Source organism: Wolbachia endosymbiont of Armadillidium vulgare str. wVulC, assembly GCF_001027565.1.
In the GTDB taxonomy this organism is placed as follows: Bacteria; Pseudomonadota; Alphaproteobacteria; order Rickettsiales; family Anaplasmataceae; genus Wolbachia.
In genome coordinates, this window is record NZ_ALWU01000005.1 from 150,614 (window position 1) to 163,187 (window position 12,574).

9 protein-coding genes and 4 pseudogenes are annotated in these 12,574 nt (G+C 34.0%); 9 read left to right on the forward strand and 4 right to left on the reverse strand.

Annotation, left to right across the window (positions count from 1 at the left end; all coding sequences use genetic code 11):
• Positions 1–20 precede the first annotated feature (20 nt).
• The gene (locus wVul_RS04100; protein ID WP_047759279.1) at positions 21–977 is read right to left on the reverse strand and encodes a hypothetical protein; all 957 of its coding nucleotides are present in this window, start codon (positions 975–977) and stop codon (positions 21–23) included.
• A gap of 192 nt (positions 978–1,169) precedes the next feature.
• Positions 1,170–1,424, reverse strand: a complete 255-nt coding sequence (locus wVul_RS04105; RefSeq protein WP_047759280.1) for a hypothetical protein — start codon at positions 1,422–1,424, stop codon at positions 1,170–1,172.
• Positions 1,425–1,566: 142 nt separating this feature from the next.
• Here wVul_RS04105 and wVul_RS04110 point away from each other — a divergent pair, with 142 nt between their 5' ends.
• The 8 genes and pseudogenes from wVul_RS04110 to wVul_RS09810 all read left to right on the forward strand — a co-directional run bounded on the left by wVul_RS04110 (position 1,567) and on the right by wVul_RS09810 (position 9,439).
• Entirely contained in the window at positions 1,567–2,046 is a 480-nt protein-coding gene (locus wVul_RS04110) for an OmpA family protein (RefSeq protein WP_047759281.1), read from the forward strand.
• A gap of 142 nt (positions 2,047–2,188) precedes the next feature.
• Positions 2,189–3,484: a tRNA lysidine(34) synthetase TilS gene (tilS, locus tag wVul_RS04115; RefSeq protein WP_047759282.1), complete on the forward strand. Its 1,296-nt coding sequence runs from the start codon at positions 2,189–2,191 to the stop codon at positions 3,482–3,484.
• Between the two features lie 78 nt (positions 3,485–3,562).
• Positions 3,563–4,489 (forward strand): ATP-binding protein, encoded by a 927-nt coding sequence (locus wVul_RS04120; protein WP_161794187.1) that lies wholly within the window; start codon positions 3,563–3,565, stop codon positions 4,487–4,489.
• Entirely contained in the window at positions 4,482–4,640 is a 159-nt protein-coding gene (locus wVul_RS08705; protein ID WP_153295541.1) for a hypothetical protein, read from the forward strand. Before wVul_RS04120 ends, wVul_RS08705 begins: the two co-directional genes overlap by 8 nt.
• A 54-nt stretch (positions 4,641–4,694) precedes the next feature.
• Positions 4,695–4,850, forward strand: a pseudogene (locus tag wVul_RS08710) (tRNA lysidine(34) synthetase TilS); the annotation flags it as partial.
• Positions 4,851–4,862: 12 nt separating this feature from the next.
• Positions 4,863–6,692: an ATP-dependent zinc metalloprotease FtsH gene (gene ftsH, locus wVul_RS04125; protein ID WP_047759283.1), complete on the forward strand. Its 1,830-nt coding sequence runs from the start codon at positions 4,863–4,865 to the stop codon at positions 6,690–6,692.
• A 187-nt stretch (positions 6,693–6,879) separates the two neighbouring features.
• Positions 6,880–7,990: pseudogene (locus wVul_RS08715) on the forward strand (IS256 family transposase).
• A 650-nt stretch (positions 7,991–8,640) separates the two neighbouring features.
• Positions 8,641–9,439: pseudogene (locus wVul_RS09810) on the forward strand (transposase).
• A 95-nt stretch (positions 9,440–9,534) separates the two neighbouring features.
• On the opposite strand, the pseudogene wVul_RS09815 reads toward wVul_RS09810, so the two are convergent.
• Both wVul_RS09815 and mgtE read right to left on the reverse strand, forming a co-directional pair.
• Positions 9,535–9,777, reverse strand: a pseudogene (locus tag wVul_RS09815) (helix-turn-helix domain-containing protein); the annotation flags it as partial.
• 135 nt (positions 9,778–9,912) lie between these two features.
• Entirely contained in the window at positions 9,913–11,283 is a 1,371-nt protein-coding gene (gene mgtE / locus wVul_RS04150; protein ID WP_047759284.1) for a magnesium transporter, read from the reverse strand.
• A gap of 154 nt (positions 11,284–11,437) precedes the next feature.
• Here mgtE and prfB point away from each other — a divergent pair.
• A protein-coding gene (gene prfB / locus wVul_RS04155; RefSeq protein WP_238580397.1) for a peptide chain release factor 2 occupies positions 11,438–12,539 on the forward strand; the annotation gives its coding sequence in 2 pieces (ribosomal slippage) (positions 11,438–11,503 and positions 11,505–12,539; 1,101 coding nt in all).
• Positions 12,540–12,574: the final 35 nt, after the last annotated feature.

Genomic DNA, 12,574 nt, shown 5'->3' on the forward strand with positions numbered 1-12,574 from the left:
ACTTTTGGTAAGTCTATGTCTTACTTGACTGCTTGCCCTTGTTCCTCAACTAGCTGATCTACAGTAACTTGCTCATCAAGCACAGTAAGCTGCTCACCCCCTTTATTTCCCACCTGAGAAGCTTGTTCCGGAGTAGGTTGTTTTTTACTCCCGTCAGCAATTGTTTCAAGAGGTCTTTCAATTGGGGTTTTTAAAATATCATCAATGCCATTGCGAATTTTTTCATTCAATCTTGCTCTTTTTTCTGTATCATCTTTATCTTGTGAACTAGGGTCATATAAAGTACCTTTTTTGTTATTTGAAAAAAGAACCTCAACTCCTCCCTTTACGGCAAATATTGTACCAATAACAGCAGCAAATACCGCAAGTGTAGTAGGACCAAAAATCAATATTGAAGCAACGGAAAAAAGGACAGGAATAAAAACCTTGCGTACGAAAGCTGTTACCATCTCTTCATCACTGAGCGGTGGTTCATCTTCCTCTTTTTTGTCTTTACTTAAGAATGGTATTTTTTCTTTCACCCCATTCATAAAAGAGCTGGAAATATTTTTTGGGTCTATTTTTATTCCAAGTGGCAAACCAATAAGCTTTATGAGTGAATCCTTAGCTTCTGTAACACGTATATCAGCTACACAATCATCTACTAATTTCTTTCTTTCATCATTCTCTAAATTCTCTTTGTTCGCTAATTTTTTCTCTCTAACTTCTTTAAATACAGAAAGTAAAAACTGACAAAAATTCTCTTCACTGAGTGAGTTTATATCTTTTAGATTGACATTATCAAGTGGTATGTTGTTATAAGCTGATATAAAATGATCAGTTATTCCTTTGTTCTCTTTTAATTTGGCTTTACCTTCTAATACTTTTACAAAGTAATCATAGATTGCCTTATGTTCCTTCTTGAGGAGTATCTCATTTTTTCCCATCACCTGAGTAGATGACTCTAAAGGCTTAGCTTTTACTTTTGGAGCTTTCATAACTGATCTATTTACATTAATCTATGCTTTAATTGTAGCATATTTTTCGTATTAATTCAAATGATTTACACTCTAAGAACACGTCTTAAAAGGACTCAAGTAGTTAATTTAGCAAGCATAATAGTAATCATATTAAAGAAGATACCACTTTTTGAAGTAAGGGGAGAATGCTCTTGCTCATACGTCTAAAATTCAAGCAAAGGTTCTTTCAACAATCCAACGTTTGGGAATAACATGAAATCCTGTAACATCAGCAGCCTTCTTGGCAATCGTTAATAAACATCCTGTTTTCAATAAACAGTGATTTTGCAATTTGCCTATATATCCCTGATCAGCAAAAAACTTACGTAAATTTGCATTTAGCTTGAACAAAAAGATACCATCACGATCTTGAACGCTTGCACTATGAACATGCCAGCCTTTGCTGGACGCACAAAAATCGAGCATCTTATCAGAAAATTAATTGTCAGGTTGTATTGTAAAGGAAATATTTAGTATTTTATTTTTCTTGACTACATTATAGTATAGAGTGATTATTAGTCACAAAATTAAAATTACGCACTATATTTAAAATTATGGAGGTTTAGTAATGTGGAGTAGAGTGGTTATAATGTGTTGTTTTTGTTTACTGCTTACCGGTGTAAGTTCTTGTCCTAAAAAAGAAGTAAGTGTGGCAAATAAAATGAATGCCGTTATTAAGCAAATAGGTGATAAAAGAGTTTTCTTTGGTTACGATGAATCTAGTATTACTGAAATGAGTGCAGATGCATTGCTTGATGCAATGGAAGTGTTACAAGATAACCCTGATGCGAAGGTTACTTTAACTGGTCATACTGACAATCGTGGTTCTCATGAATATAATCTTGCATTAGGTGCTAGAAGAGCAGATGCAGCTAAAAAGTTTATGGTCAGCTGTGCATCTTATCTAGAAAATAGAATAAAAACTGCTTCTAAAGCTGAAACTGAGCCTTTGGTTGACGTAAAAGATGATTCTAAAAATTCTAAGTACGAAAAAGACCATGCTAAAAATCGTAGAGTAGAATTTTCATTCTCTGGAATAAAAAGATAGTCTCCTTTGAATCCCAGTGTTCAGCACTGGGATGATAAACAGTCAAACTTGTGCTTCTACTGATTGTTAGCTCAATTTGCATTGAAGTGCTATGCCGGTATAATTTAGAGAGGTTTGAATTGCCTAATCATCAAGAAATATAATGCAATTGGAGTTGTTATTTCAAAATATAGTTAATAACTTTGCTTTTCATGATAATCAAGTTGCGGTTGCAGTATCAGGTGGTATAGACAGTGTAGTTTTATTGCACTTAACGATTAATTGGGCAAAAAAAAGCAAGCTTTTAGCCCCTATAGCATTAACAGTAAATCATGGGTTGCGTTTAGAATCTCAAAAAGAAGCTCATTTTGCTATGAGTTATGCAAAAGAACTCGGAGCAAAGGAGTCGTTTGTATTAAATTGGGAGAAGAAAAATATTAAAGGCAATATTCAGTTGCAGGCACGAAAAGCACGGTATAAGTTATTAATAGAATGGTGTAAAAACAATAATGTTAAATATTTATTTGTTGCTCACCATAAAAATGATCAAGCAGAAACATTTTTGTTGAGATTAGAACGAGGTAGTGGCGTAGATGGATTATCATCAATGGACTACAAATCTTTCTTAAATGGTATTTATGTATTTAGGCCGTTGTTAAATTTCAGTCGTAGTGAAATAGAAAGGTATGCTAAGCTTCACCAGTTAAGATGGACCGAAGATAGAAGCAATTATGACTTAAAATACAAGCGAACTTTATACCGTAACTTGCTTGAAGCAAGTGATAATCAAGATGTTTTAACAGACCGAATATGCCTTGCAGCCCTTCATATGAAAAGAGCTGCAAAAGCGTTGATGCACTACACACGCCTTGCATTTAATGACTGTGTTAATGTGTATGATCTTGGTTACATTGAAATTAAATTAAGTAAACTGTATAAACTACCAGAGGAAATAGCCTTAAGGCTTCTTCTTTACTCTATAATGGCAATTACCAGCAAACACTATAAACCAAGATACAACAGCCTTGTTGCAATATTTAATAAAATATTGCAACAAGATAGTAATGTTAACTGTACACTCTATGGATGCAAAATAAGAAAATATGGAGAAAGCGTCCTGATAATAAGAGAACCATCAAAGATACGGCAAATTACTGTGTACTTACCATTAAATGGTCCTATTGAATGGGATAACAGATTTAGCTGCATAGTGCTCGGAAATCGAGAATGTTCAGTTATCATTGCTCCACTAAAAAAAACACAAAGAGTTCCTGAATTTCTGAAGGATTATAACTGCTGCCCTGAAGTTTTTTATTCTTTACCTACGGTACAAAAAAATGGAAAGGTGATTGCTTATCCATGTATAAAACATGATAGCAAGAATATTAGTGATGATGAGATTAAATATTCCATTACTGGTATAATAAAGGAAAATTTGCTAAAATTAATTGATATTTAATTAGGAATTACAATGAGTGGGTCAAGATTTTTCAAATTTGTTTTATTATGTCTAACAATCGCTGCTTTTATTTGTCTTATGTATATTCTTTTTTTTAAAATTAAAGCTGCTGCGGCCACTATATCTTTCACGCCTATCATTATAAAATCTGTTGTAGTAACATGTTCAGTAATATGCACTGCAGTTGTATTATGTTTTGCTATCTATTCTTTGCTAATGAAATTACCTGGAGTAACAAAGGTTGAGCAGGATGAGCAAAAAGTAACGTTTGACGACGTTATAGTATCAGATAAAATGAAAGAAGCACTACGAATGATTTGTAATGATATATCACAGGAAAAGAAAGCTCTATTTGAAAAGGTTGGTTTTAAGCCACCACAAGGCCATCTTTTATATGGCCCACCAGGAAATGGTAAAACACTTATTGCTCGCGCAATTGCGGGTGAAGCTAAGCTTCCATTTTTTCCCATTTCCGGAGCTGACATTGCTGGTCGATTTGCTAATCAAGGTGTACACAATATACAAGAACTTTTTCGAACAGCAAGAAAAAAGGCTCCTTGTGTAATTTTTATAGATGAGATAGATTCTATCGGTTCAGAACGTAGTGACTCCAAGAACGAATCTAATAGAGCTATAAACGAGGACCATAACAAAACTTTAAACCAACTACTGATTGAAATGGATGGTTTTAATTTTAACAAAGGTGTAATAGTAATTGCTGCAACTAACCATCAAGACGTTTTAGATGAAGCACTGCTTAGGCCTGGTCGTTTTTCTAAGCATATCTATATTCCTCTACCGGAATTGGGTTCACGAAAAAAGATATTAGATCTTGACATAAAGAATGTGCCAATTGCATCAGGTCTAACTCTTAAAGAAATTGCAAGAAAAACTGAAGGCTATTCAGGAGCTGAGTTATCTAATTTAGTAAACGAGGCCAAGCATAACGCCGTAAAGCGTACTCAAGAGCAAAAAATAGACGAACCTGTTGTTAGGCATGGGTGATTTTACAAAAGCACTTGAAGAGCTTAACAATAAATCCAAAAAGCTCAAGGATAAAAAAGTGAGCAATATAGATGATAATGTAATAAGTGCACTACTGCAAGCTACTGTAGAATGTTACACACGCCAGAGTTTTGCCAGTACAAACACATAATAAGGATGATTATTGCAGTGGAAAACAACTTTTTAAGTTTGTAATTATTACTCTGAAATTTACTACTCTTTGCCAACAGTGCAAAAAGATGGAAAGGTGATTGCTCATCATGATGTAAATTATAACGGAAAAAATACCGATAACAATAAGGTTCAATGCATTATTAATAGCATGATAAAACAAAATTTGATAAACTTTATTGATATCTAGTTAAAGGTAACAATGAAAAAATTTTTAGAAGGTTTATTGATCTGGTTAGTGATTATTGTTCTTATTTCAGTTGCTTACATTCAGTTCAGCGGAAGTATAGGCAAGAGTAAAGCAACCATACCTTTTTCAGAATTTTTAACTAGACTGGAAGATAATGATATAGAAAATGTTACCATAAGAAACCAAAGCATTGAAGGCAAGTTTAGAGATGGGTCAGCCTTTAACTCAAGTGGTGTTATATATAGCGACTTAATAAAAAGTTTGCATGATAAAAAAGTGAAGTTCTCCTTTTCAATTGGAGATTCTGCAATAGGTATAATTGGTGGACTACTTATTCAATGGATTCCGACGCTTATCTTTTTCGGTTTATTACTTTTCCTTTTTAAACAAACGCAAGCAGGAGGCAATAGAACTATAAGCTTTGGCAAATCAAAAGCTAGGCTTATAACTAGTGGAAAAAAAGTGACATTTGATGATGTTGCCGGAATTGATGAAGCAAAAGAAGAGTTAGTTGAGATCGTTGATTTTCTTAAACAAAGGCAAAAATTTCAAATATTGGGCGGAAAGATACCAAAAGGATGTCTTTTAATTGGTTCCCCTGGAACCGGTAAAACCCTACTTGCTCGTGCAATTGCAGGTGAAGCTAATGTACCATTTTTTAGTATTTCCGGGTCTGATTTTGTTGAAATGTTTGTCGGTATTGGTGCAAGCCGTGTACGTGATATGTTTTATCAAGGCAAGAAAAATGCTCCTTGCATAATTTTCATAGACGAAATAGATGCAGTGGGTAGGCATCGCGGCATTGGTCTTGGTGGCGGTAACGACGAAAGGGAACAAACATTAAATCAGTTACTAGTTGAAATGGATGGCTTCGAGTCTAATGAAGGTGTGATAATAGTTGCTGCAACTAACCGTCCAGATGTGCTAGATCCAGCACTACTTAGACCTGGTCGTTTTGACCGACAGATTACTATTTCTTTACCTGATATCAATGGGCGTGAAAGAATATTAAATACGCATATAAAGAAAATATCGATAGCGCCAGATGTGAATGTAAAAACAGTTGCAAGAGGAACACCAGGTTTTTCAGGTGCTGATCTAGCAAATTTAGTAAATGAATCTGCACTTATTGCTGCGAGGAGAAACAAGAAAATTGTTACCATGGATGATTTTGAATATGCGCGTGACAAAGTGATGATGGGCATGGAAAGACGGTCCTTAGTTATTACGGAAGAAGAAAAAAAGCTTACTGCTTACCATGAAGCTGGTCATGCAGTAGTTGCAGTTAATATGCCTGCCTCTGATCCAATACACAAAGCAACTATTATTCCAAGAGGTAGAGCTTTAGGCTTAGTTATGAGACTACCGGAAACAGATAGAGTGTCTCACACAAGAGAAAAGATGATAGCAGATATAACTGTTGCTATGGGTGGAAGAGTGGCAGAAGAACTAATTTTTGGTTATGATAAAATTACAAGCGGTGCATCTTCGGATATAAAGCAAGCATCTGATTTATCACGTGCTATGGTGACGAAATGGGGAATGAGTGACAAAATAGGGCCAATATATCACAATCGTGAACAAATCATGCATGATTCTGAGACAATTTCTGAAGATACATTAAAACTTATAGATGAAGAAGTAAAGAAAATTGTATTTTCTTGCTATGAAAAAGCAAAAGACATTTTGACCAAGCGTAGGAAAGACTTGGAGCTCATTGCTGAAAATCTACTGGAGTTTGAAACTTTAACAGGCGATGAAATAAGTGACATATTAAGTGGGGAAAAAATTGTTAGAAATGAAAACGAAGGCAAGGAAAAGGTAAGAAGATCATCTCTCTAATTAGATCTGACTTTATTTAACACTCCCTTCTGGTAAGTATTGCTACGGTAAGACCTTTTTTGACAGTATGCATATTACTTACCAAAAGAATATTGATAACATTAAAACAGATTCTGGGGAGTGTTAAATAAACTGTGTCAAACCAAGAAATAAAAATATAATTGATATAAAAAAACGGAGGTTTGACATGAGTCAAGTAAATAAAACTACCGGTTTGGTAGATTATAAAGAATTAGAAACCTGTCGTCTATACGAGAAGGAAGACCGTTGACAGGAAAGGAGGGAGCATTAACACCATTTATAAAAAAGCTGCTGGAGGCGAGTCTAGAAGGTGAAATAGAAAACCATTTATTAGCTGAAAGTGAAGAAAATAATCGAAGAAATGGGAAAAACTTTACGTACAACTCATTTGAGTTGTTAACACCTAGAGACAGGGAAGGAAGCTTTGAACCCCAAATAGTTAGAAAAAGACAAACAACAGAACTTGAAGCAAAGGTCTTAAGCACATTTGCCAGTGGCATGGAGATATAGCGTCACATATTGAGGAAATTTACGATCACAAAATATCGGCGGCAGAGATATCAAGTATTACTGACAAACAGTAATCAACGAATGGCGTAGTCGTCCGCTGCAGTCTGTATATCCGATAGTTTTCATGGTTTTTTAAGGAGTTGTGTAAGTAAATGTATGTATAATATATTAGCAAAATGGCAGAAAAGAAGTTTTATTTAGCTGAAAGTGAAGTTCTGGTTGGGAGTACTAAATGATCTCAAAGAGAGAGGAGTGGAAGATATTCTAATTGCATGTGTAGATGGGCTAAAAAGCTTTCCTGCAGCAATAAACGGTGTGTTCCCTAATGCAGAATGTGTATAGTGCATCAGATACGTAACTCACTGAAGTATGTAGCTAGTAAAGAGTTTTTTGAGTGATTTAAAGAAAAGCTTCAAGTAAGGAAATTGCCGAGAATTATCTGTTGGAATTAGATGAAAAATGGGGCACAAAGTACCCTATAATCTTGGCAGAATAATTGGGAAAACCTATCTGGTTATTTTAAGTATTCCGACCCAGTTAGGAGGATAATCTATACTACTAATCCCATAGAGGGGCTACATAGGCAAATTAGGAAATTCACCAAAACCAAGGGCTCATTTACTAGCATAAATGCCTTGTATAAACAGGTATATTGTGCTATAAAGAAAGTGGAGGAGAAATGGACTATGCCTGTACATGATTGGGCATTGACTATATCTCAGCTCGACATTTTCTTTCCCAACAGATTGAAAATTGAGTTGAATTAAAAATTCGGTTTGACACAGTTTATTTAACACTCCCAGATTCTGATATCAGTTTTGACTTCGTCGATTCTTCTGTCAGTTAATTCACGCCTGTCAGGTTAAGTTGTGTCTAGTACAAAAATTATGCAAAATATCTTACCTTCCAGTTTTGGCAAATTCGACGTTCTTCCATGGTACTTCTTCTGTTTTTCGACTTTTTCCCTCTCTGGCCTCACTTTTTCTACAATTTTCTCCAATTCTTCTATCTTTTAACCTGTCACACTCCGAAAATTCCTTGGATGTTTCTTTAGATTATTATACCTTAAACTCATTTTACCTCACTTTTATTTCGCTTGCTTCCTTTTTATCATACTTTGAGCCTTTTTTTACTTGTTTTGCAGCAGCTCTTTCTTAACTTGACGCGTATGGTTTATTGAACACTTCCCATTTTCATAACAAAATCTACGTTACAATTGTTTTTCTTGAGAGCACTTTATGCAAATTTATTGCCTCGCTTTCTCACTCCGCAATTAAAAAATTCTGTAATGCCGCTTATGGTGGTTCGCTAGTAATGAGAATTGGTATTACCAAATCCATTATAAAAACAAGATTTTGTTGTTAAGTCTACTTATATGGTTAAGATGGCTCTAAAGTAGTATAAACGCTAATCAACTATGTTTTTAAAAAAAAGAGGAAATGTTTTTCATTTTGTTAATAGAAAATTGGTATGAAAATAGTCCAAAAGTTGCAGGTACACTTATAGTGGTAAAGTTGTAATTTTAATACACATATCTTTTTAGAATTGGCTTGAGACAAGCTGTAGGTTTTGTAAAAGGTTATATGGTACAAATAGGCAAAAAACTTAAGGTTATCAGCTATACACAAGCTTCCAGAAGATTTAAAAAGCTTAATTTGAAGATTGATGACCATAGAACCAATAAAGATGATTTGGAAAATATTAAAATTGCCGTAGATAGCACTAGAGTTAGTATCTACAATAATAACGGTGGGCATAATACTCGAAAAAGAAAATACAGTGGCTATGGTCAAGTAAGAAAACTACATGTTGTTTTAAACGTAAATGATAAGAATAGTGGTGTTGCTGTGCCGGTCTGCGATATGTTAGAGGAAGTCAGTGATAAATATAACATTTGTTCTATTCGAGCAGATGCGGCTTATGATATAAAAAGTGTGTATAAAGAATGCAGAATATTGTGCCTATTATTCGCCCTAGCTAAAATTTGTTTAGCTATCAGAAAGAAACAAGTAGAATATGAGAATTATGAAGATGGTATTAATGAATGGAAGAAAAAAGTTAAGTATGGAGCACGGTCTTATATTGAAGTCTTTTTCTATAGGTTATTTGGGTTTGGCTTGAAAAATAAATCAGAGGTAAATCGTGTGTTAATTAAGTGCTACTTACTGAACAAATTTACTGATATAGGTATGGCTAAATTTAAATTAGCTGCGTAAATTCATTGTGATTTACATGCCTATCAGTGCTATGCAACATAGCCAACCCGCATCAACCAGTATATTTTGGACTTCAGCTGGATGTTTTATTAGAGAACCCATTTTGCTATTTTATACGCTGTGCTTTCACTTATCCCATAGCTTTATGAAAATATGTTCCATATTCCCGCAACACCATAAGCAGCATATTTTCCTCGCTCAGCTTGTTTTTCCTACCTCCTTTAGCCTTTTTTCCTTATTTGCTTCCCGTAAAATCTCTACCATTTTATTAAATGTTACCTTTTTTACTCCTTTAACCTGCGAAATTTTTCATCATCCAACTCTTCTACTATTTTCACCTTTTCCCTCACTAAAAATACTTATCTTGCCATGTTTTTTCCTCTTATCCTAGTTTTTAAAGAAGTCTATTGTACTGAACGTTATGGTAAAGGGGACGGCAAAGCTTGTAAAGCAATTTTTTTATATAGCACGATTTAGCTATTTAATAAAAAGATTGTGGCTAGACCGAGAAATATAAGAGCTGAGAGAATATCAGTTGTTGCTGATGTTAGAATTGAAGAGGAAATAGCAGGATCGGATCTTAAACGATGGAGCATTATAGGAATGAAAGTGCCGATAAATGTTGCAGTGATTGACATTACAATCATGGAAATCACGAAAATGATCTCCACTTTTAAACTATGGAACCTCATTGCTAATACTACGAGTGAAATTGCAGATAAAATTACCCCATTTATAAGACCTATCATAAATTCTTTTATAAGTATTCTTTTTGCATTTTGCTCAGTTAGATATTTTGTTGCGATTGCACGGATAGTTAGTGTTACCGTTTGGGACCCTGCATTTCCGCTCATTGATGCAATGATTGGCATAATTATTGGTAGTACTATAAAACTTTGTATTACGTTATCGAAAAAGCCAACTACTATAGAACATATTGTTGCAGCTAAGAGGTTAAACAATAACCAAGGTAACCTTTTAATTATAGTTTTATGTATAGGGGCATTTATATCAGATTTAGAAGATACACCGCTTATTTTAAGTACATCCTCTTCTGCTTCTTGTTGAACGATTTTGATTACATCTTCAATAAGGATTACACCTATAATTTTACCATTCCTATTTACTACTGGAGCTGATAATAGAGAGTAATCTTTAAATATTCTTGCTACTTCTTCTTGATCCATTCCAGTTTTAATTATTTTTATATCTTGACTCATTATCTCTTTTATTATTGTTTCTCCTGAGTAGGATATTACCTTATTTAAGTTGAAACTACCTATGGGCTCTAATTTCGAGTTAATGATGAAAATTTGATAAAATGTTTCTGGTATTTTTTTATAGTTGCGCAAGAATTCCATTAGCTGATTTATCGTCCAATAATATGGAGCTATAACCATATTTTTATGTATCAACCTTCCTGCACTTTCTTCTGGGTATGATAACAATTCCTCTACTAATTTTTGAGTTGCATTGGGTAAGTAGTTAAGTATATTTTCTATAGACTTTCTATCCAAGTCTTTCACTATGGCTACTATGTCTTCTACATTAAGAAGCATTAGCAACTTTGCTGTATTTTCTATTCCCAATATTTCTATGATCTCTATTTGTAAATCTGGTACCACATGCACTAGGGCATCACTTAACAAATGTTGATCGAGGATACTAACTAATTTCTCCCTGTGATCACTGATCGAAGTAGATAAAAAATAAGCTAACTGAACGCTATCTATCGTTTTTACAATATTACAAACATTTTCTAATTCTTGATTATCGAGTGACTCTATTAAGTCATCAATAGCCTTTTTGTCTAAACCATAATGAGAATTTGTTTTAATATTCATTACTTTACCTTATTTTTTAATAAATATACACACTTGATTTTGTTGAACATTCAAGTATAATAAAATTATTTTGAATTAACTATTATATGGTTAAATTTCTATTTTGTTTGCTGTTATTGTTAGTGATAATAAATATATTAAAATCTAAAGTATAATGAAAACCCATCCAGAAATCCTTGAATACTTTCAAGGCTTAAATAAAAGTATTTCTCTTATCAGGAGGTGTCTTTGACATAGAAAAATTAAAGTTGCGTCTTGAGGAACTGGATTCTCAAGCGTCGAATGATAATCTATGGCAAGACAATCAAAAGGCACAAGAAATTTTAAAAGAACGTTCTAAAATTAAGCATGACATAGAATCGTTTTCAAAGCTAGAAAGCGATTACAACGATGCCATTAGCTTGATGAAATCTGCTATTGATGAGAATGATGAAGAATTTTTTTCTGAAGTTGAAAATGAATTAGCCAAGCTAGAGAAGTTAATCAAACTTAAAGAGACAGAATCCTTATTTACTGGTGAAGCAGATAATAATAACTGCTTTTTGGAAATCCACTCAGGAGCTGGCGGAACAGAGAGCAATGATTGGGCTGAGATGCTCATGCGCATGTATACAAGATGGGCAGAAATTTATCACAACTTTAAAGTTGAAGTTGTAGAAAAATTAGATGGTGATGCGATTGGTATAAAATCTACAACAATAAAGATCATCGGAGAAAAAGCTTACGGGTGGGCAAAAAGCGAAAGTGGAGTTCATAGATTGGTGAGAATATCACCATTTGATGCAAATGGTAAACGTCATACCAGTTTTGCAAGTGTTGGAGTCACTCCAGTGATCGAAGATTCAATAGATATTATTGTGGATGAAAAGGATTTAAAGATCGACACTTACCGTGCTTCTGGAGCAGGTGGTCAACATGTAAATAAGACTGAAAGTGCGGTACGTATTACCCATATTCCAACAGGCGTTGTAGTTCAATGTCAAAATGGTCGTTCTCAACATAGAAATAAAGATGAGGCACTTAAGCTACTTAAAGGACGTTTATACCAAATTGAACTGGAAAAAAAAGAACAAAAGATGGCTGAGGAATATGGTAAAAAATGTGATATAGGTTGGGGCAATCAAATCAGATCATACGTTATGCACCCATATCAAGTGGTAAAGGATTTAAGGACTGGACATGAAGTAGGTAATATAAACTCTGTTTTTGATGGTAATATAGACTGTTTCATAGTTAGCGTGTTAGAGTTAAAATAAGGTTTGCTGAAAGTTAAGTTTTATGCTCCGCTAAT

What these genes read in the sequence shown, in the direction of transcription:
- wVul_RS04100 (WP_047759279.1), bottom strand. Translation starts at nt 977, where the DNA reads ATGAAAGCTCCAAAAGTAAAAGCTAAGCCTTTAGAGTCATCTACTCAG.
- wVul_RS04105 (WP_047759280.1), bottom strand. Translation starts at nt 1,424, where the DNA reads ATGCTCGATTTTTGTGCGTCCAGCAAAGGCTGGCATGTTCATAGTGCA.
- wVul_RS04110 (WP_047759281.1), top strand. Translation starts at nt 1,567, where the DNA reads ATGTGGAGTAGAGTGGTTATAATGTGTTGTTTTTGTTTACTGCTTACC.
- tilS (WP_047759282.1), top strand. Translation starts at nt 2,189, where the DNA reads ATGCAATTGGAGTTGTTATTTCAAAATATAGTTAATAACTTTGCTTTT.
- wVul_RS04120 (WP_161794187.1), top strand. Translation starts at nt 3,563, where the DNA reads ATGTATATTCTTTTTTTTAAAATTAAAGCTGCTGCGGCCACTATATCT.
- wVul_RS08705 (WP_153295541.1), top strand. Translation starts at nt 4,482, where the DNA reads ATGGGTGATTTTACAAAAGCACTTGAAGAGCTTAACAATAAATCCAAA.
- ftsH (WP_047759283.1), top strand. Translation starts at nt 4,863, where the DNA reads ATGAAAAAATTTTTAGAAGGTTTATTGATCTGGTTAGTGATTATTGTT.
- mgtE (WP_047759284.1), bottom strand. Translation starts at nt 11,283, where the DNA reads ATGAATATTAAAACAAATTCTCATTATGGTTTAGACAAAAAGGCTATT.